Here is a 20,030-nt window from a genome sequence, read left to right as displayed (position 1 = left end):
GAGCAACGTCGTTCATGTCATTCCCCCTCGAGCCGGACGGATCCCTGTCGCGTGACGTCGCGCCGCCGCAATTCGGTGTGGACGGCGAGCAGGCCGAGCGCGACTGGCCGCTGATGACGCACGACGAGGTGGCGGCGGTGCTCGCACGGATCGACGGCGCCGGCGAGCCGGCGCGGCTCACATGGCACAGCCCGCGGCAGTTCGCGGCGGCCGTGCTGGTGCAGATGACGGACGGGCGCGGGCTGTTCGTCAAGCGTCATCACGTGAGCCTGCGCGACGTCGAAGGGCTCGAGGAAGAGCATCGCTTCATCGCGCATCTGCGCGAGCGCGGGATGCCCGTGGTGGACATTCTTGCAGATCGCGACGGTGCGACCGCGTTCGCATCCGGAGACTGGACCTACGAAGTGCACGTACGGGCGCCCGGCGTCGACCCGTATCGCGGCGTGATGTCGTGGCAGCCTTTCACGCATGCTTCGCACGCATACGCGGCCGGCCGCGCGCTGGCCGAGCTGCATCGCGCGTCGGCCGGCTACGATGCACCGGCGCGGCCCGTGCGGACGCTGCTGTCGAGCTTTCGCGTGCTGTCGTCCGCCGATCTGGCGGACGCGCTCGAACGCTGGGTCGACGCGCAGCCGCTGCTCGTGCGTGCGCTCGGTGCGCGTGACTGGCGCGGCGACGTGGCCGACGCGATCGGCCCGTATCACGCACGTCTCGTGCCTTTGCTGCCCGCGCTTACCCCGTTGTGGACACATGGTGACTGGCATGCGTCGAACCTGCTGTGGACCGAGGCGGGGCCCGGCGCGCAGGTGCGGACCGTGCTCGATTTCGGGCTGTCGGATCGTACCTGCGCGGTGATGGACCTCGCGCTCGCGATCGAGCGCAATACGGTCGACTGGATGGCGCCGGCCGATGCGCGCCGCGTCGAGTATGCGCAGATCGATGCGCTGCTCGACGGGTACGAATCGATCGAACCGCTGAGCGACGAAGCCTACGCGGCGCTGGTCGCGCTGCTGCCGATCGTGCATACGGAGTTCGCGCTGTCGGAGGTCGCTTATTTCGGCTGCATCATCGATGCGCCAGCCATCGTCGACATCGCGTACGACGGCTACCTGATCGGCCACGCGCGCTGGTTCGGCGAGCGCGATGGACGGCAATTGCTTGATTGGCTCGTCGAGCGGCGGCGGGTGAAGCAAGGGGCTGTTTGATTCGCCGGCGGGGAATCGCCGCGCACGTGTGCCGATTCTCCGTGTCACCGTCATCCTCCGTGCGGCCGTCGCGCCGCACGTTCATCGAATCCACCTGATCGTCGAAGCGGGGCATGGTACTCGCAGGGCGCCGCACGCGCGCACGCGGCCGCCCCCAACATGACGGAAATATCATCTTCGCCTCATGTTCGCACTGCGGCCGGACCGTAGCATCGATCGCGAACCGTTACCGCAGAACCGAACATGCTCAAGCTCAACCTCGCCGTGGCCATCGTCTTCGCGATGGCCGCGACGGCGCATGCGCAGCCGTCGCTATCGCCGGCGCCGGCCGCCTCCGGCAGCGCCGCGCCGATCGGCGCACCGCCCCCCGACGCTTCCCCTTCCAACGCGTTGACGCTTGCCGATGCGCTATCGGTCGCGGCCCGGAACAATCCGGCGCTGCGCGGCGCGCGCGCTGACGTCGATGCGTCGGCCGGTGCGCTGATGCAGGCCGGTGCGCGGCCCAATCCCGAAGTGTCGTTCCTGCAGGAAGGGTTTCGTCGCGTCGAACGCACGTCGACCGCGCTGATCAACCAGACGATCGAACTCGGCGGCAAGCGCAGTGCGCGGCTCGATGTCGCGTCGTACGGCAGGCAAGCGGCCAATGCATCGCTCGACGAGCAGGGCGCCATCGTGCGCGCCGACGTGATCGCCGCGTTCTACGGGCTGCTCGCCGCGCAGCGCCAGCTTCAGGTGACCGAGGAATCGGCCGCGATCGCCGCGCGCTCCGCGGATCTCGCGAGCCGCCGGGCACAGGCCGGCAAGGTGTCGCCGGTCGAGGCGACCAAGGCGCACGTGGCGGCGGCCGGCGTGCAGATCGAAGTCGTGACCGCGCGCGGCCGTGTCGAGGTCGCACGCGAGAAGCTGAACGCGGTGATGGGCGAGGCACGCGACGGCCGGCTGGCGGTACAGGGCGACCTCGAAGCCGTGCCGCCGGTCGAGCCGCTGTCCGCGCTGACCGCGCAGCTCGATGATGCGCCGCTTGCGCGGATCGCGCGCGCCGAGATGCTGCGCTCGAACGCGGCCGTGTCGCTCGAACGCGCGCGGCGCATTCCGGACGTGACGATCAGCGCGGGCGTGAAGCGCGTGACCACGGGCGGCGTACCGGACAACCAGGCGGTGGTCGGCGTGTCGATCCCGATTCCGCTGTTCAACACGAACAAGGGCGCGCTGCTCGAGGCGACGCACAAGGCCGAACGCGCGAATGCCGATCTCGATCGCGAACGCACGCGCCTGCGGCTGGACCTCACGCAGGCGTACGCGAATTTCGAAGCCGCCGCGCAGGAAGCGCAGCGGCTGAAGGCCGACATCCTGCCGGCCGCGCGCCTCGCACTCGACGCGATGTCGCGCGGCTACGAGCTCGGGAAGTTCAGCTTCCTCGACGTGCTCGATGCGCAGCGCACGCTGTTCCAGGGCCAGTCGCAATACGTGCGTGCGCTCGCCGATGCCCATACGGCCCGCGCCGACATCGGCCGGCTTGTTGGTACGCCGCTCGCGTCGCTTGCACCGGTCGCGCACTAGCGCGACGGACGCCTCTTTTACCTGAAGGATCACCATGTCACGCAGCAGAATCCTGATCATCGCGGCGGTCGTGCTCGGCAGTGCCGGGATCGTCATCGGCGCGCTCGGCGTCACGCGCAACAGCGGCGGCAACGGCGCGCCCGCATCGGCGGCTGCCGAAGCCGCTTCGTCCGCCGAAGCCGCCGGCGAGCGCGGCGGCGTCGTGCTCAAGCGCGGCAAGCTGTCCGTCGAAATCGTGATGACGGAGAAGCCCGGCGATGCGCGCCTCATCGTCTATCCGTTCGTCGACGGCAAGCCGGCCGACAAGGGCGTCACCGTGTCCGGCACGCTGGTCCGTTACGACCGCACGCACGAGCCGTTGCGTTTCGACGCGGCCGGCCAGAAGTTCGTATCCGCGCAGTCGATCGGCAAGCCGCACGTGTTCGACGCGACGATCGACGTGAAGGCGGGCAATGAATCGGCATCGTTCCCGTTTGCGCGCGCCGACGGCGCGATCGCGCTGACCGACGCGCAGCTGGCGACCTCGAAGATCACGCTCGCGAAGGCCGGCCCCGCGCAGATCGCGACACCGTTCCAGCTCCCCGGCGAGATCAAGTTCAACGAGGATCGCACCGCGCACGTGGTGCCGCGCGTGGCCGGCATCGTCGAGCAGGTGTCGGTGTCGCTCGGGCAGAACGTTGCGAAGGGGCAGGTGCTGGCCGTGATCGCGAGCACCGATCTCGCCGACCGGCGCAGCGAGCTGCTGACGGCCGAGCGCCGGCTGTCGGGCGCCCGCGCGACCTACGAGCGCGAACGCACGCTTTGGCAGGAGCGTATCTCGGCCGAGCAGGACTACCAGCAGGCGCAGGTGCAGTTGCGTGAAGCCGAGATCGCCGTGCAGAACGCGCGGCAGAAGCTCGCTGCGCTGAATGCGCCGGTCGGTGCGGGCGCGCTGAACCGCTATGAACTGCGCGCGCCGTTCGCGGGCACGATCGTCGAGAAGCACGCGACGCCGGGCGAAGCGATCGCCGCCGACGCCAGCATGTTCGTGATCTCCGACCTGTCGACGGTATGGGCCGAGATGGCCGTGCCGGCGCAACGGTTGAACGACGTGCGCGTCGGTCGCGATGCGACCGTCATCGCGACCGCGTTCGAATCGCGTTCGAGCGGCCCGATCGCGTACGTGGGATCGCTGCTCGGCGAGCAGACGCGCACCGCGCCGGCGCGCGTCGTGCTGCCGAACCCGGACGGCGTGTGGCGGCCCGGGATGTTCGTGAACGTGTCGGTCGACGCGGGCAAGCAGGGCGTGCCGCTCGCGGTCGCGAGCGACGCGCTGCAGGACGTCGACGGCGCACCGTCCGTCTTCGTACGCTCGTCGAAGGGTTTCGTCGCCCAGGCCGTCGAAACGGGCCGGCGCGACGAACGGGCGACCGAAGTGCTGAAGGGGCTCAAGCCGGGCCAGGAATACGCGGCGTCGAACAGCTTCGTGCTGAAGGCCGAACTCGGCAAGGGGAGCGCGGAGCATGAATGAGCGTTATGTGTGCGCCGTTGCACGACTCGCGGCCCGCTATGCGGCCCGCTTTCCGGCCCGCCGGGTGACCGGCCGGGCGGCCCGTCCGTCGAGGGTGACCGTGCCCCGCTTCAAGGAATCCCGTCATGTTTGAGCGCCTGATCCGCTTTGCGATTGCACACCGCTGGCTCGTGATGCTGGCGATCGCGGCCGTGGCCGCGCTGGGCGTGTTCAGCTACCAGAAACTGCCGATCGACGCGGTGCCCGACATCACCAACGTGCAGGTCCAGATCAACACGGCCGCACCCGGCTACTCGCCGCTGGAGGCCGAGCAGCGCATCACCTATCCGGTCGAGACCGTGATGGCCGGCCTGCCGGGCCTCGAGCAGACGCGCTCGATTTCGCGCTACGGGCTGTCGCAGGTCACGGTGATCTTCAAGGACGGCACCGACATCTATTTCGCGCGGCAGCTCGTCAACGAGCGCATCCAGGAAGCGAAAGACAAGCTGCCGGCCGGTATCACGCCCGCCATGGGGCCGACGTCGACGGGCCTCGGCGAGATCTACCTGTGGACCGTCGAAGCCGACGCCAATGCGCGCAAGCCCGACGGCACGCGCTATACGGCGGCCGACCTGCGCGAACTGCAGGACTGGGTCGTCCGGCCGCAGCTCCGCAACGTGCGCGGCGTGACCGAGGTCAACTCGATCGGCGGCTACGTGAAGGAATACCGTGTCGCGCCGAACCCGGCGAAGCTGATGTCGTACGGGCTGACGCTCGCCGACGTCGTGCGCGCGCTGGAGCGCAACAACGACAACGTCGGCGCCGGCTACATCGAGAAGCGCGGCGAGCAGTATCTGGTGCGCGTGCCGGGCCAGGCGCGCACCGTCGACGATATCGCCAGCATCGTGCTGACCAACGTCGGCGGCGTGCCGGTGCGGATGAAGGACGTCGGGCTGGTCGACATCGGCCGCGAGCTGCGTACCGGCGCGGCGACGTCGAACGGCGAGGAGGTCGTGCTCGGCACGGTCTTCATGCTGATGGGCGAGAACAGCCGCACGGTCGCGAAGGCCGTCGCCGCGAAGATGGAGGACGTCAACCGCACGCTGCCGCCCGGCGTGAAGGCGATTCCCGTATACGACCGCACGGTGCTCGTCGAGAAGGCCGTCACGACAGTGAAGAAGAACCTGCTCGAAGGCGCGATCCTCGTGATCGCCGTGCTGTTCCTGTTCCTCGGCAACATGCGCGCGGCGCTGATCACCGCGCTCGTGATCCCGCTGTCGATGCTGATGACCTTCACCGGCATGGTGAACGCGAAGGTGAGCGCGAACCTGATGAGCCTCGGTGCGCTCGACTTCGGGATCATCGTCGACGGCGCGGTGGTGATCGTCGAGAACTGCGTGAGGCGGCTCGCGCATGCGCAGGCCGCCGCAGGCCGGCCGCTGACACGCGACGAGCGCTTTGCGGAAGTGTTCGGCGCGTCGCAGGAAGCGCGTCGCGCGCTGATCTTCGGGCAACTGATCATCATGGTCGTGTACCTGCCGATCTTTGCGCTGACGGGTGTCGAAGGCAAGATGTTCCACCCGATGGCCATTACCGTCGTGATGGCGCTCGCGGCCGCGATGGTGTTGACCGTCACGTTCATTCCGGCGGCCGTCGCGCTGTTCATCGGCGAGCGTGTCGAGGAGAAGGAGAACCGGCTGATGGGCTGGGCGCGGCGCGCGTACGAGCCGGCGCTCGCCGCATTCATGACGCGCCCGGCGCGCGTGATGATCGGCGCGGGCGTGATCGTGCTGGCCACGCTCGGGCTGGCCACGCGGCTCGGCAGCGAGTTCATCCCGAGCCTCAACGAAGGTGACCTGGCCGTTGCCGCATTGCGGATTCCCGGCACGAGCCTGTCGCAGTCGGTCGAGATGCAGAAGTCGATCGAGAAGACGCTGAAGGCGCGCTTCCCCGAGATCGAGCGCGTGTTCGCGCGCACTGGCACGGCCGAGATCGCGGCCGACCCGATGCCGCCGAACCTGTCGGACGGCTACATCATGCTGAAGCCGGCCGACCAGTGGCCCGACCCGAAGAAGCCGCGCGACCAGCTCGTGCGCGAGATCGAGGCAGCGCTGGCCGAGCTGCCGGGCAATGCGTACGAGTTCTCGCAGCCGATCCAGCTGCGTTTCAACGAACTGATCTCGGGCGTGCGCAGCGACGTCGCCGTGAAGATCTTCGGTGACGACATGGCCGTGCTGAACCAGACCGGCGAGCAGATCGCGGCCGCGCTGCAGAAGGTGCCGGGCGCGTCCGAAGTGAAGGTCGAGCAGACCACCGGCCTGCCGGTGCTGACCGTCAACCTCGATCGCGACAAGCTCGCACGCTACGGCGTGAGCGTGGCCGACCTGCAGGACTCGGTGGCCGCGGCCGTCGGCGGGCAGAAGGCCGGCACGCTGTTCCAGGGCGACCGCCGCTTCGACATCGTCGTGCGGCTGCCCGACGAGCTGCGCTCGGACATCGAGGCGATCAAGCGGCTGCCGATCGCGCTGCCCGCACCGGCGGCCGGCGCCAGCGCGCCGCTTGCGGCGGCGCCGTACGTGCCGCTCGCGGAACTGGCGACGATCGACGTCGCGCCGGGCCCGAACCAGATCAGCCGCGAGGACGGCAAGCGGCGGGTGGTCGTCAGCGCGAACGTGCGCGGGCGCGACGTCGGCTCGTTCGTCGCCGACGCGCGCGAGCAACTGCAGCAGGACGTGCGCGTGCCGGCCGGCTACTGGATGTCGTGGGGCGGGCAGTTCGAGCAGCTGCAAAGCGCGAGCGAGCGCCTGAAGCTGGTCGTGCCGCTCGCGCTGTTCATGGTGTTCGTGCTGCTGTTCGTGATGTTCAACAACGTGAAGGACGGGCTGCTCGTGTTCACCGGTATTCCGTTCGCGCTGAGCGGCGGCGTCGTGTCGCTGTGGCTGCGCGGGATTCCGCTGTCGATCACGGCGGCGGTCGGCTTCATCGCGCTATCGGGCGTGGCCGTGCTCAACGGGCTCGTGATGATCTCGTTCATCCGCAACCTGCGCGACGAAGGGATGCCGCTCGAGGCCGCCGTGCGCGAAGGCGCGCTCACGCGGCTGCGGCCGGTGCTGATGACCGCGCTCGTCGCGTCGCTGGGCTTCTTGCCGATGGCGTTCGCGACCGGCACCGGCGCCGAGGTGCAGCGCCCGCTCGCGACGGTCGTGATCGGCGGTATCCTGTCGTCCACGGCGCTGACGCTGCTGGTGCTGCCGGTGCTGTACCGCGTGAGCCATGCGGTGTCGTGGCGCGCGGCGTTGCGCGGCGGCTTCGGCTCGGGCGTGCTGCGCCGGCTGGGTTTCTTCAAGGGTAATGCGTGATGCGAATTCTGATTGTCGAAGATGAACCGAAGACGGGCGCGTACCTGCGCAAGGGGCTGACGGAAGCCGGCTATGTCGTCGACTGGGTCGAGGACGGCATCACGGGCCAGCATCAGGCCGAGACCGAGGAGTACGACCTGCTCGTGCTCGACGTGATGCTGCCCGGGCAGGACGGCTGGACGCTGCTGCAGAACCTGCGGCGCAGCAAGTCGACGCCCGTGCTGTTCCTGACCGCGCGCGACGACGTCGGCGATCGCGTGAAGGGGCTCGAACTCGGCGCCGACGACTATCTCGCGAAGCCGTTCGATTTCGTCGAGCTGACCGCGCGCATCAAGTCGATCCTGCGGCGCGGCCAGCCGCGCGATTCGAACACGCTGCGCGTGGCCGACCTCGAACTCGACCTCACGCGCCGCAAGGCCACCCGGCAGGGCGACACGATCCTGCTGACCGCGAAGGAGTTCGCGCTGCTGTGGCTGCTGATGCGCCGCGAGGGCGAGATCCTGCCGCGCGCGACGATCGCGTCGCAGGTGTGGGACATGAATTTCAACAGCGACACGAACGTCGTCGATTCGGCGATCCGGCGCCTGCGCTCGAAGATCGACGACGCGTACGACCCGAAGCTGATCCACACCGTGCGCGGCATGGGCTACGTGCTCGAGGCGCGCGGCGGCAGCGCGGCATGATCGCGCGCCTGCTGCCGCGCACGCTGCGCGGACGCCTGACCGCGCTGATCATCCTGTCGACGTCGGTGATCCTCGCGTCGAGCGGCGTCGCGCTGTACGAGGCGCTGAGCAATCGCGTCGACGCGACGGCGGCCGAGCAGATGGCGGGCATATCCGCCGCGTTGGGTGCACATCTGGCCGAAGCGCGCTCGACGGCCGACGTCGCGCGGAACACCGACATCTGGATCGACCAGTTGCATGGTCATCCGAACATGGATCTCGCGATCTTCGATGCCACGGGGATGCGCCTGGTCGGCACGCCCGGCTTCCGCCTCGTTACGCCCCTGATGTCGCTGGATGCAGGGCGCGTGCCGGTGGGCGTCGCGCCGCCCGGCGCGCGGCACCAGTATCTGGTGACGAATGTGCCGCTTGCCGGTGCAGGTGCGCCCGTGGTGCGCGTCGTGGTGCAGTACGACCGCAGCGCCGACGTGCTGCTGCTGCGCACGCACGCTTATACGATCGTCGTGATCGAGGTGTTCGGCGTGGTGCTCGCGGCCGCGATCGCATACGGCATCGCGGCGCTCGGGCTGAGCCCGCTGCGGCGGTTCGCGGCGCGCGCCGAACAGATGTCGACCAGCCGGCTCGCCCATCCGCTGCCGGCGCTCGATACGGCCGGCGAGCTGAAGGAGCTCGAGCACGCGTTCAACGGCATGCTCGAGCGGCTGAACGAATCGTTCACGCGGCTGAGCCAGTTCTCGTCGAATCTCGCGCACGACATGCGCACGCCGCTCACGAACCTGCAGGCCGCCGCGCAGGTCGTGCTGTCGCAGCCGCGCAGCGCAGATGAATACCGGAACGTGATCGAGTCGAGCATCGATGAATACCAGCGGTTGTCGCGCATGATCGAGGACATGCTGTTCCTGGCGCGTTCGGAACAGGCCGGCACGTCGATCAGCGTGCGGCGCCTGGATGCGTCGGAAGAGGCGGGGCGCGTCGCGGGCTACTACGAGCCGCTTGCGGAGGATGCCGGCGTGACGGTGAAGGTCGACGGCCATGCGTGGGTCGATGCGGATCTGACGCTGTACCAGCGTGCGCTGAGCAACCTGCTGTCGAATGCGCTGGCCTACGCGCCGCGCGGCAGCGTCGTGACGATCGATTGCGTGGAGCAGGGCGGTGCGACGACGATCGCCGTGTCGGATACGGGGCCCGGCATCCAGGCCCAGCATGTCGGAAGGATTTTCGAGCGCTTCTATCGCGTCGATCCGTCTCGGCACAATTCGGCGCAAGGGACGGGGTTGGGGCTCGCGATCGTCCGGTCGATCATGGACAATCACGGCGGCGAATGTGGCGTCGACAGCGACCCGGGCCGGCGCACGACGTTCTGGCTGCGCTTTCCGCGGCGGCCGGCCGAGCTGAACCAGCCGGCGGCCATCCATACCTGACACCGTCGGCGGGCACGCCCGCGCGTTCGCCATGAGGCGGCCGCGCGCGGCGCGCTGCCCGTGGTCGTATGACCGAGCGTCATTTCTGCGCGGTCAGGTTGTCGTGGTTGTCGGTCTGCGGCTTCTTCTCGCCGCCATGCACCGAAATCCCATGCAGTTCCTTGTTGCGTGCGACGAGTTCGCCGGTCGGCGGGTACTGCGTCTTGCTCACCGGCACGACGCCGTCGTGCTGCGCCTGCTTCAGTTCATTGACGACCTGCGTGCGGGTCTTGCCCTGCGTTTGCGTCTGCGCGAATGCGCCCTGCGTGGCCATGCCGAGCGACAGCGTGGCGGTGACGAACAGTGCGGCGAGTTTTGCGGTTTTCATCGAGTGCTCTCCTTGATCAGGGCCGCCGGGTGGCGAACCATGGACCCAGTATGCGAAAGCAGCCGTGCGTGATCGTGATCGCGAGATGAAAAATGCGTCAGATTGCGTGATGAGGAGAGGCGCCGTTCGGACGCGACCGGCATGACGCATTCGTCATGTTCGCGTCATGGGTGCGATGAGCGGGAAGCGGAACATGAAGTCTGCCGATGGCCGACGTGGCTGGCGGCATTCACGCCGTTCGCGACAGCAGCATGGAAAGCGGGCGGCCCTGTTCTGACTTTCACACCGGACCGAAAAGTGCCTCGTCCCGCCATCCGCCTAGCCTTGATCGCAGTCCTGATCGTCCCGTTGTTCGCGGGCTGCGCATCGACACGTTCCGGCACCACGCAAACCGCGCAGATCGCGCCCGCCACGGCGAAAAAGCCGGTGCCGGCCGAGCTCATGCCCGGCGAGCAGATCGACTACGCCGGGCATCGCTGCGGCAATCCGAACCTGTATGTGAAGACGCATACGTGCCTGTTTCCGCGGCGAAATTCGACGCCCTGATCACCGGGGGCGCGGCCCAAAAAAAGGCCCGGCACTCGACGTGTCCGGGCCCAACGCGTGACGTGCCGTGCGGCAGCGACCCGCTTGCGTGGTCTGGAACGGGCGCTGCCCGTTACGTTTCCGATCGTAGCGATGCGACGCTTCGCGAACCTGATCGGAACATGAAATTTTTGTCACGCGGCGTGCGTCATGTCGCCGTGATCAGAACCGGTGGCGCAACCCGAGATTGACGATGCCCTGTGTGCGCGTTCCGCCATAGCCATACGAGCCGATCGACGCCTGCGCCGTTTGCGTGCCGCCGTCGAGCGTGCGCTGTTCGCCGTTCGCGTGTGACGAAACCGTCATGCTGCGATCACGATTCCGCACCGCCGCCGGCTCAAAGTGAACGCTCCTGTCACGGCTTTCCAGCAAGGAGCGAACCACATGAACATTCCGCGACCGATGATCGTCATCGCCGCTGCCGCACTGTCGATTGCGGCCTTTTCTCAAGCAGTGGCCGCGCAGCAGAAGACTCGGCAGGAGGTCCGCCAGGAACTGGTGAAGGCGCGCCATGACGGCGTGATCCCGAGCCCGAATCACGACTACCCGGCGACCCCGGCCGCCGTCGCGCGCAACCAGGAGATCCATCGCGCGACGATGCATCGCGGGGAGATGGCGCCGCTGGTCGATGCGCACGACAACCGTTTTGCGGTTCGTTGACCGTTCATTCGCGGCCCACCGGCGCGGTGCCGTCAGCCGCACCCCCACATGAAGAGGAGAGTGCCATGCGCTCTTTCGCGAAAGGAATCGTGCTCGCGGCGTGCCTGATGTCGACGGCCGCGATGGCGGCCGGCTGGCCGGAACGTGCGTTGTCGCACGCGTCGGTGCATGACGTCGGCCGGCGCGCGAACGAGCGGATGCGCTGCGAGTTCGCGGCGGTGCCGCCCGGCGAGTGGAGCGCGACGTTCACGCGCGGGCAATGCGAGGTCGACAACGGCCGGCTGACGTTCGTGCCGGCCGATGTGGGCGGCGACTCGACGCTCGCCGAGAAGCGGATCGTGCTCGGCGACGTCCGCACCGCATCGCATCAGTCACGCAAGCTGAAGGAGCAGCTGCAACTGACGACACGCGACGAAGTGATCGCGCTGAACGTGCTGACCGACGACGGCAGCCGCAAGTCGCGCGAACATGCGATCGACCTGTGGGCCGCGCTGCGCAACGAAGGCGTGACGCCCGTCAACGGCACGCGCATCGTCGATACGTATCCGACGGGCGCGACGACGTGGTAGCCGGCGCACCGCCGCGCCCGGCTTATCCGGCCTTCACCGATCCTTCGATCAGGAAGAACGCGATGAAGCCGATGAAGAACGCGGCCGTCGCGAACGGCGTCTCAGGTACCTCGTGTGCTTCGACCAGCAGTTCTTCGGTGACGAGGTACAGCAGCGCGACGGTGCCCAGCCCGAGCAGCGCTGCGTAGATATTGGAGGGAAGTCCTGCGAACGCCGCGTTGCCGGCCACGGCCGCGATGCTCAGCAGCGCCGCGAGCCCGACCGGAACGACGATCGACAGCAGGCGGCCGATGCCGGCGGCCGCGAGCGCCGCGCTGACCGACAGCGCGAGGAACAGCACCTCGAGCGTCAGCGCGACGGTCAGGATGATGCCGCTTTCGTCGCTGGCGGAGAACGCGATGCCGAGCACGAGGCCGTCGATGACGAGGTCGATCGCGGTGACGATGATCAGGCTCACCGGCAGCTGCGCTTCCTCGAAGCGCGTCTCGATCGCGCCCGACAGCGCACGGATCGCGAGCATCAGCGCGATACCGAGCACGAAGCCCACGACGACCGGAAACAGCGCATGCGCGCGGTCCTGCGGCAGCAGTTCGAGCGCGGCGGCCGCGAACACGATGCCGCCGGTGAAATGCTGGATGACGCTGGATGTTTTCGGGCCGGGGGCGCGCCATGCAGCCGCGAGGGCGCCGAAGCAGGCCGCCAGCAAGGGCGGTAACGTGAGCAGCGCGAGCTTCGCAGTCGGTGTCATGAGGCCTCTCGGACGATTGGCGTACCGCAGCGGGCTCGGCGTCTGGCGGCCCGCTGCACGATACGGGTGGTTCGTACACGCCGGGCGCTACCCCGGCATCAACCGGGGATTGAACACCTTGAAGCCGCTTCAAGGTCAACACTGTCGATGCGGGGCGCACCGGCAAGCCGGCACGCCCGTTTCCGTCAAAGCTGCGCGAGCGCCTGGTCGAGGTCGGCGAGCAGGTCGTCGATATGCTCGATGCCGATCGACAGCCGCACCGTTTCCTCCTTCACACCGGCCTTCGCGAGTTCGGCCGGCGACAGTTGCCGGTGCGTCGTCGATGCCGGGTGCGTCGCGAGCGATTTCGTGTCGCCGATGTTGACGAGCCGCGTGAACAGCTTCAGCGCGTCCTGGAACTTCGCGCCGCCGTCACGTCCGCCCTTCACGCCGAACGTCAGGATGCCCGGCGCGCGGCCCGACAGGTAGCGCGCGACGAGCGGATGGTCGGGGTGATCGGGCAGGCCCGCATAGTTCACCCATTCGACGTTTTCGTGGCGTGCGAGGTGCTGCGCAATCTTCAGTGCGTTGTCGCTGATGCGCTCGACGCGCAGTGCCAGCGTTTCGATGCCCTGCAGGATCTGGAACGCATTGAACGGCGAAATGGCCGCGCCCATGTTGCGCAGCGGCACCACGCGTGCGCGGCCGATATAGGCGGCCGGCCCGAACGCTTCCGTGTACACGACACCGTGATAGCTGACGTCGGGCTCGTTCAGCCGCTTGAAGCGGTCCGCATGCTCGGCCCACGGGAACTTGCCCGAATCGACGATCGCGCCGCCGAGGCTCGTGCCGTGCCCGCCGAGATACTTCGTCAGCGAATGCACGACGATATCCGCACCGTGCTCGAACGGGCGCAGCAGATACGGCGACGGCACCGTGTTGTCGACGATCAGCGGGATGCCGTGGCGATGCGCGACTTCCGCGAGCGCGGCGATGTCGGTGACGTTGCCGAGCGGGTTGCCGACCGATTCCGCGAAGATCGCCTTCGTGCGCGCGTCGATCAGCGGCTCGAACGACGCGGGGTCGCGCGGATCGGCGAAGCGCGTCGTGATCCCGTATTGCGGCAGCGTATGCGCGAACAGGTTGTAGGTGCCGCCGTACAGCGAACTCGCGGACACGATGTTGTCGCCGGCTTCGGCGATCGTCTGGATTGCGTACGTCACGGCCGATTGCCCCGATGCAAGCGCCAGCGCGCCGATGCCGCCCTCGAGCGCGGCGATGCGCTGCTCGAGCACGTCCGTCGTCGGGTTCATGATCCGCGTGTAGATGTTGCCCTGGACCTTCAGGTCGAACAGGTCGGCGCCGTGCTGCGTGTCGTCGAATGCGTACGCAACGGTCTGGTAGATCGGTACGGCGACCGCGCGCGTGGTCGGGTCGGGACGATAACCGCCGTGTACGGCGATGGTTTCGAGGCGCCAGTTCGATGCGGCCTGATCGGTCATGGGTGCTCCGTCTGTTGTTGTGGTGGTCGGGCGATTATAGGAGCACGTGTGCAACTGTCCTTAGAACGAATGGTTTGTTGCTTATGGCAGTGCGGCGCATAAAATGCCTGTTCCGCAAACAAGGGGTGCGCGATGAATCAGGATCATTGGAACCAGGTGGATGCGTATTTCTCCGCGACGCTCGTGCCGTCCGATGACGCGCTCGACGCCGCGCTCGCGGCAAGCGACGCAGCGGGGCTGCCCGCGATCAACGTCGCGCCGAACCAGGGCAAGCTGCTGCAACTGCTCGCGACGATCCGCGGCGCACGGCGGATTCTCGAGGTCGGCACACTCGGCGGCTACAGCACGATCTGGCTCGCGCGCGCGTTGCCCCCGGGCGGCACGCTCGTGACGCTCGAACTGAACCCGGAGCATGCAAAGGTCGCGACGCGGAACATCGCGCGTGCCGGGTTCGCGGAAGTCGTGACGGTGGTGGTCGGCAGCGCGAAGGACAGCCTCGCGCGGTTCATCGACGCGGGTGAAGCGCCGTTCGATTTCATCTTCATCGATGCCGACAAGGACAACAACCCGGTCTATCTCGACGCGGCGCTGAAGCTGTCGCGGCCCGGCACGGTGATCGTCGTCGACAACGTCGTGCGCGGCGGGCGCGTGGCCGATCCGGACAATCGCGAGCCCGACGTGGCCGGCGTGCGCGACGGGTTCGCGCGTCTCGTGGCCGCGCCGAACCTCACGACGACCGCCGTGCAGACGGTCGGGCAGAAGGGCTGGGACGGGTTCTCGATCTCGATCGTCGGCGCGTGACGTGGTGCGTCAGCGCGGGCTGGCTGCCGCATCGGCCCGTCGATACAGGCGTGGCCACTGATCGTCGAACAGGCCGTTGCACGTGCCGTGCGTGGCGATATCGCCGAGCATGAAGCGCCGGCCGTCGAAGATCCACGATGCGGTCGAACCGCAATCGCCGGCGCTGCGCAGCCTCACCTTGCTCGACAGCGTCGCGCTGGCGGGATCGTAGCCGGCCTCGGTCAGTTCGTTCGTGAACGACGCCGAATCGAGTCCCGCGTTCGCGTTCTCGCCGAAATTCATCGCCGTCGGCGTGAACGGTGCCGTCCGTCGCACGCGATACCACAGGTCGGTGTGGTTATACATGCTGCTGGTCTGGCACGGTATCGCGACCAGCGCTTCATCGGCGGAGATCGCCACGGCGCGCGATGCCTTCCTGCGATCGCTCGCCGACATTTCGTCTTCGACGTCGGCCGCACACTGCTTCACGTCGCCGCCGAACTTCGCGAGCACCGCGTCGACGAGCGGGCGTTGCTCGGCGGCCGACAGGTTCGCGACGGCCGGTGCCGGCGTGACGGCGGGCGGCAGTGCCGGCGCGGCCGGCACCGACGACGCGGGCCGGGTGCCCGGGCGCAGCAGCGCGGTGACGGTGCCGACACGGCCCTGCGTGTCGTCGATCAACAGCAGCGCGGCATTCAAGCCCGTCAACGGCGTGCGGGCGGTTTGGGCCGACGCCGGATCGCCGAAGCTCAGCAGTTGCGCATTGCGCGACGCGGCGAGCCAGGCGGCAACCGTTGCCGGATCGGTGGTCCGGACCCGGAACGGGTGCGCTTCGTCGTCGTCCGGCTTGCCGCCGAACGCATGCCATTGAGCCGCCATTGCATCGAACGGGCGGCCATCCACGCGTGCGGTGCGCAGGTCCAGCGGCGCCGACGCGTAGAGGTCGAGCGAGGCTTGCGCGTCCGGGCCGGCATCGCGCGTCACGCGCAGGATGAGGCGGGTGCGTGCGTCGTCGATATCGTCGGCGTGGCTTTCCGCCATGCAACGGTTGCCGTTGTCGCAGACGACCGACCAGTTCTTGAAATCGCGTTCGACCGGCGGCCGCGCGAGCGGGCGAGCCTGCGCAACGATCGGGGACACGGCGAGGAGGGCGGCGATGGCGAGCGAAAGGCGGTGCGACATGACGGTTCGTATCGACTGTGGATGGGCGGGCGGAAGACGTCGGACTGCAAGCGCATCGTCAGCAAGCGGGGCAGGTCGAAGGCTGCGGCGCATGCGGCGGCGCGCTTTGGCGAACGGCATCGAGTATACCGCCGCAATGGGGCTGCGATCGTGACGAAGACGTGTAGGGTGCGGGTACGTTCATTGCTGGCCAGCATTGATCGGACAAGTGCGGATGCGGAAAACGGCGCGACACCCGAAGGCATCGCGCCGTTCACTTTTCATCGACCGTCGACCACGTCGCGCAGGAACGCATCGAGCATCGCCACGTCGCCCCACGGCCGCTTGTATTCGCGATCGTGTTCGGCATCGGCGAGCATCGTCTCGACGAGCGCGTGGATCGCCGGCCGGCGCGGCCCGTACTCGCTTTCGTTCGCGCTCATCTTCAGCGCGAGCAATGCGTCGAGTTCCGCGCGCACCGCCGGCTCGTGCACGGTGCCGTCGACGAGATCCACGAAGCGCATCGGCGGCATCCCGAGCCCCATGTCGATCCAGCGCACCGCGAGCAGCGGCCGCAGCACGTACAGGTACTTCTTGTAACGCACCGTGTCGCCTTGCAGGTAGCCGCGAAAGTTCTTCTTCGCCATCGCAAGGTAGTGGTGACGCCCGCGCACCGGCGAGAAGAACGCCGACGCGAGCGACCTGAGCCGCGGCGCCCAGCGCGCGTCTTCGCGATACACGACGGGCGAGTCGAGCCATTCGAGCAGCGTCGGGTTCGAGCGGCGCAGCAGTTGCAACGCCTTGCGCAACTCCCAGCCGCTGACGTCGAGCTCGTCGTCGAGCGGCCGCTCGATCACGTCGCGTTGCGGTTCGACGCTCAGGTACCAGTCGCGCCGGTGCGCGTACACGAAGCGCACGTCGTAGTCACTGTCCGGCGATGCGAACCCCCAACCGCGGCTGCCCGATTCGCACGCGAACAGCACGCTCACGTCGTGACGGCGCTCGACTTCCGCGAGCTCCGCCATCACACGCGCCCGCACGGTCGGATCGACCGGATGCGCGCTGCGCACGGTCGTCATTTTTTCCGTTTTCATTGTTGTCGTTTCCCTTTCGTTGTGCGCGGCCGCCGGCCATCGGCCGCGCACCGCGCTATCCTTTCACGCACACCACCTGGCGCAGCGTATGCACCACTTCGACGAGGCTGCGCTGGGCCGCCATCACCGCGTCGATGTCCTTGTAGGCCATCGGGATTTCGTCGACGACGCCCGCGTCCTTCCGGCATTCGACGCCCTGGGTTGCCTTCACCTGATCGTCGACGGTGAAGCGGCGCTTCGCTTCGGTGCGGCTCATCGTCCGGCCCGCGCCGTGGCTGCACGAACAGAAGCTGTCCGGGTTGCCGAGCCCGCGCACGATGAAGCTCTTCGCGCCCATCGAGCCCGGAATGATCCCGAGCTGCCCCTTCTGCGCCGACACCGCACCCTTGCGCGTCACGAGCACGTCTTCGCCGAAGTGGCGTTCGCGCTGCACGTAGTTGTGGTGGCAGTTCACCGCGTGTTCGTCGACCGCGAACGGCTTGGCGATCACGCCGCGTGCTGCACCGACCACTGCGTCCATCATGGCCTGCCGGTTGCGGCGCGCGTAGTCCTGCGCCCAGCCGACCGCCTCGACGTAGTCATCGAAGTGCCGGCTGCCCTCGGTGAAATACGCGAGGTTGCGATCCGGCAGGTTCGCGATGTGCTGCCGCATGTCGGCCTGAGCGAGCTCGATGAACAGGCTGCCGATCGCATTGCCGACACCGCGCGAGCCGCTGTGCAGCATGAACCACACGTGGTCCGCTTCGTCGACGCACACTTCGATGAAGTGGTTGCCGGTGCCGAGCGTGCCGAGATGCGCGTAGTGGTTCGTCTTTTCCAGCTTCGGATACTTGTCGACGATCCGCTGGAAGCCCGGCTGCAGCGACTTCCACGATTCGGTCACCGCGGCCGGCGTGCGGTCGCCCCACGCGCCCGGATCGCGGCGGCCCGGCGCGCGGCCGTGCGGCACCGCGCGTTCGATCGCGCTGCGCAGGCCCGCGAGCGAATCCGGCAGGTCGGACGCCGTCAGCGTCGTGCGCGCGGCCATCATCCCGCAGCCGATGTCGACGCCGACCGCCGCCGGAATGATCGCGCCCTTCGTCGGGATCACGCTGCCGATCGTCGAGCCCTTGCCGAGGTGGACGTCCGGCATCACCGCGACGTGGCTGAAGATGAACGGCATCTGCGCGGTGTTGCGCAGTTGCGCGCGTGCTTCGTCTTCAACGGCGACGCCTTGCGTCCACATCTTCACCGGCTTGCCGTTCGCCAGTTCCATGACCTGGTAATCCATTTCACTCATGTTCATCACCTTGCTACTTTGTTCACGAGGCACGACGCATGTGCGCCATGCCTGTCCATTCATTACGCGCCCTTGATGCTGACGAGTCCGTTCAGCACCTGGTCGAGACCGCCGAACACCGAGATGCGGTCGATCCGTTCCGCGACGCGCTCGAGCGTTTCCAGCTCCTTGAGCCGCAGCGCGGTCGGGTTTTCTTCCATCACCTTCGCGGTGTTCAACAGCGAACGCGTGGCCGCCGTTTCCTCGCGGCGGCGAATCACGTTCGCCTGCGCGGATTTCTCCGCTTCGACCACCTGCGCGAGGATCGTCTTCATGTCGCCCGGCAGCACGATGTCCTTCACGCCGACGCTGCGCACGTCCACGCCGGAATGGCCGAGACGGGCACGCACCTGCGCGATCACGACGTCGTCGATCGACTGCTTGTCTTCCAGCAGTTCGTCGAGCGAGCGCGTGCCGACGGCCGATCGCAGTGCGAACTGCAGCTCGCGATACAGGTGTTCGACCGGCTTCTGCAGCTGGCCGAACGCGTGCAGCACGTCCGCATAGCACCACGTCGCCGACAGGTTCAGCCGCAGCGCGACCTTGTCGCGCGTCAGGATTTCCTGGCCGCCGACTTCGATCGCCTGCAAACGCAGGTCGACGAGTTCGACCGCGACGTCGCGGTTGAAGCGCCAGAACGCCGCTACGCCCGCGTCCAGCAACCGCTCGATCTTGCCGTCGATCTTCAGTACGCCGACGTGGTAGGCCGGCACCTGCGCCAGCAGCACGCCCGTCAGGCCCGCCACGCCGCGCGCACGCAGCGCCGGTTGCGCGATGCGCTTCACGAGCGCGGCCGGCAGCATGCTGTCCTGCGCGAGATCGACGCGTTCCAGACGGTGCGCGGTCAGGCCGCGCCAGTACAGCCGGCGCGTGCCTGGCGCCAGGATCTCGACGAGCACGTCGTCTTCGTAGCGCAGGCCCGCTTCATCATCGGCGAGATCCATCGCGACGAAGTGCTGCGCGAGCACGTCCGGCGCGTCGTGACGCAGGTAATCGGCCAGTGCCGCGTCGGCGAGCGGCGCGTCGAGACGCGCGGTCTGCACCGACAAACGCTTGAGCGGGTCGAAGGCCTTGAACACGCCCGGTTCCAGCACCTTCACGAAATCGCCCTCATTCATCAGCAGCGCGCGTTCGTTCTTTTTCACGACATGTCGCATCCACATATTCTTGTCCTTTTCTTCAATGACCGCCGGGTGACACGCATCGTGCGGATCGCGGGGCGACGCAACCGGGCGGGCGGCGCGCTGGCCCGGCGTCGAAGTGCACGGCGACGCATCCTGCATCGCGTCGTCGTGCGCCTTCGCGCGGGCCGTGCGGCCGTCCGGCCGATCGCGCGGAACCGCAACCGGTCCGACGCGCGGCGGGCCTTGCGGCCCGCACCGGCGGGTACTGCTTCTATCAAGAGACTGTCCTTGCGGACAGTGTTCGAGCGGGATTCGAACCCGCTACACACCGGCTTGCGCCGGCTGCTCTACCTATGAGCTTCCGAACGGAGGGCGCCCCGGGACTCGAACCCGGGCGAAGCTCCTTGCGCGCCCGTTTGCCTTCGT

The 20,030-nt window shown here is 67.9% G+C and carries 17 protein-coding genes, 1 tRNA gene and 1 pseudogene; 10 read left to right on the top strand and 9 right to left on the bottom strand.

Annotated features, from left to right (window positions below; translation table 11 throughout):
• The first annotated feature begins 14 nt into the window (after positions 1-14).
• The 6 genes from F3J15_RS00985 (at position 15) to F3J15_RS00960 (ending at position 9,717) form a co-directional block, all read left to right on the top strand.
• Positions 15-1,205: a phosphotransferase gene (locus F3J15_RS00985; protein WP_166886599.1), complete on the top strand. Its 1,191-nt coding sequence runs from the start codon at positions 15-17 to the stop codon at positions 1,203-1,205.
• Between the two features lie 243 nt (positions 1,206-1,448).
• Complete coding sequence (locus F3J15_RS00980; protein WP_166886596.1) at positions 1,449-2,765, top strand: TolC family protein; 1,317 nt, start codon at positions 1,449-1,451, stop codon at positions 2,763-2,765.
• 34 nt (positions 2,766-2,799) lie between these two features.
• The gene (locus F3J15_RS00975) at positions 2,800-4,275 is read left to right on the top strand and encodes an efflux RND transporter periplasmic adaptor subunit (RefSeq protein WP_166886594.1); all 1,476 of its coding nucleotides are present in this window, start codon (positions 2,800-2,802) and stop codon (positions 4,273-4,275) included.
• A gap of 125 nt (positions 4,276-4,400) precedes the next feature.
• The gene (locus F3J15_RS00970) at positions 4,401-7,613 is read left to right on the top strand and encodes a CusA/CzcA family heavy metal efflux RND transporter (RefSeq protein WP_166886591.1); all 3,213 of its coding nucleotides are present in this window, start codon (positions 4,401-4,403) and stop codon (positions 7,611-7,613) included.
• Positions 7,613-8,296 carry a heavy metal response regulator transcription factor IrlR gene (gene irlR / locus F3J15_RS00965; protein WP_039349341.1) on the top strand — a complete coding sequence of 228 codons (684 nt, stop codon included), beginning with the start codon at positions 7,613-7,615 and terminating at the stop codon, positions 8,294-8,296. Before F3J15_RS00970 ends, irlR begins: the two co-directional genes overlap by 1 nt.
• Positions 8,293-9,717, top strand: coding sequence for a heavy metal sensor histidine kinase (locus F3J15_RS00960; RefSeq protein ID WP_166886588.1), 1,425 nt, complete (start codon positions 8,293-8,295; stop codon positions 9,715-9,717). Before irlR ends, F3J15_RS00960 begins: the two co-directional genes overlap by 4 nt.
• 79 nt (positions 9,718-9,796) lie before the next feature.
• On the opposite strand, the gene F3J15_RS00955 is transcribed toward F3J15_RS00960, so the two are convergent.
• Positions 9,797-10,084 carry a DUF4148 domain-containing protein gene (locus F3J15_RS00955; RefSeq protein ID WP_089447216.1) on the bottom strand — a complete coding sequence of 96 codons (288 nt, stop codon included), beginning with the start codon at positions 10,082-10,084 and terminating at the stop codon, positions 9,797-9,799.
• Positions 10,085-10,225: 141 nt separating this feature from the next.
• Between F3J15_RS00955 and F3J15_RS00950 the strand changes: the two genes are divergently transcribed.
• The gene (locus F3J15_RS00950) at positions 10,226-10,630 is read left to right on the top strand and encodes a hypothetical protein (RefSeq protein ID WP_240159180.1); all 405 of its coding nucleotides are present in this window, start codon (positions 10,226-10,228) and stop codon (positions 10,628-10,630) included.
• A gap of 201 nt (positions 10,631-10,831) precedes the next feature.
• On the opposite strand, the pseudogene F3J15_RS00945 reads toward F3J15_RS00950, so the two are convergent.
• Positions 10,832-10,957 (bottom strand): annotated as a pseudogene (locus F3J15_RS00945) (porin); the annotation flags it as partial.
• A gap of 96 nt (positions 10,958-11,053) precedes the next feature.
• On the opposite strand from F3J15_RS00945, the gene F3J15_RS00940 reads away from it, so the two are divergent.
• The gene (locus F3J15_RS00940) at positions 11,054-11,329 is read left to right on the top strand and encodes a DUF4148 domain-containing protein (protein WP_166886585.1); all 276 of its coding nucleotides are present in this window, start codon (positions 11,054-11,056) and stop codon (positions 11,327-11,329) included.
• Between the two features lie 65 nt (positions 11,330-11,394).
• Complete coding sequence (locus F3J15_RS00935) at positions 11,395-11,898, top strand: hypothetical protein (RefSeq protein ID WP_166886582.1); 504 nt, start codon at positions 11,395-11,397, stop codon at positions 11,896-11,898.
• Between the two features lie 22 nt (positions 11,899-11,920).
• Here the strand turns inward: F3J15_RS00935 and F3J15_RS00930 are convergent, their stop codons facing one another.
• A complete protein-coding gene (locus F3J15_RS00930; RefSeq protein WP_166886579.1) occupies positions 11,921-12,646 on the bottom strand; it encodes a hypothetical protein in 726 nt (241 codons plus the stop codon).
• 185 nt (positions 12,647-12,831) lie between these two features.
• Positions 12,832-14,127: an aminotransferase class I/II-fold pyridoxal phosphate-dependent enzyme gene (locus F3J15_RS00925; RefSeq protein WP_011356015.1), complete on the bottom strand. Its 1,296-nt coding sequence runs from the start codon at positions 14,125-14,127 to the stop codon at positions 12,832-12,834.
• A gap of 132 nt (positions 14,128-14,259) precedes the next feature.
• Between F3J15_RS00925 and F3J15_RS00920 the strand changes: the two genes are divergently transcribed.
• On the top strand, positions 14,260-14,928 hold the full coding sequence (locus tag F3J15_RS00920) for an O-methyltransferase (protein WP_166886576.1): 669 nt from the start codon (positions 14,260-14,262) through the stop codon (positions 14,926-14,928).
• Between the two features lie 9 nt (positions 14,929-14,937).
• Here F3J15_RS00920 and F3J15_RS00915 read toward each other — a convergent pair whose 3' ends face one another.
• The 5 genes from F3J15_RS00915 to F3J15_RS00895 all read right to left on the bottom strand — a co-directional run bounded on the left by F3J15_RS00915 (position 14,938) and on the right by F3J15_RS00895 (position 19,972).
• Positions 14,938-16,089 carry a DUF1176 domain-containing protein gene (locus F3J15_RS00915; protein WP_205190626.1) on the bottom strand — a complete coding sequence of 384 codons (1,152 nt, stop codon included), beginning with the start codon at positions 16,087-16,089 and terminating at the stop codon, positions 14,938-14,940.
• A gap of 260 nt (positions 16,090-16,349) precedes the next feature.
• On the bottom strand, positions 16,350-17,162 hold the full coding sequence (locus tag F3J15_RS00910) for a nucleotidyltransferase domain-containing protein (RefSeq protein WP_089428162.1): 813 nt from the start codon (positions 17,160-17,162) through the stop codon (positions 16,350-16,352).
• A 55-nt stretch (positions 17,163-17,217) separates the two neighbouring features.
• Entirely contained in the window at positions 17,218-18,441 is a 1,224-nt protein-coding gene (locus tag F3J15_RS00905) for an RtcB family protein (RefSeq protein ID WP_275691213.1), read from the bottom strand.
• 62 nt (positions 18,442-18,503) lie between these two features.
• Positions 18,504-19,643, bottom strand: a complete 1,140-nt coding sequence (locus F3J15_RS00900; protein ID WP_166886571.1) for a slipin family protein — start codon at positions 19,641-19,643, stop codon at positions 18,504-18,506.
• Between the two features lie 258 nt (positions 19,644-19,901).
• Positions 19,902-19,972: transfer RNA gene (locus F3J15_RS00895), tRNA-Cys, on the bottom strand.
• Positions 19,973-20,030: the final 58 nt, after the last annotated feature.

Source organism: Burkholderia sp. Ap-955, from assembly GCF_011753045.1.
In the GTDB taxonomy this organism is placed as follows: domain Bacteria; phylum Pseudomonadota; class Gammaproteobacteria; order Burkholderiales; family Burkholderiaceae; genus Burkholderia; species Burkholderia lata_D.
Note: the sequence above shows the minus strand (reverse complement) of the source record. Positions and strands in the feature narration are given on the sequence as shown.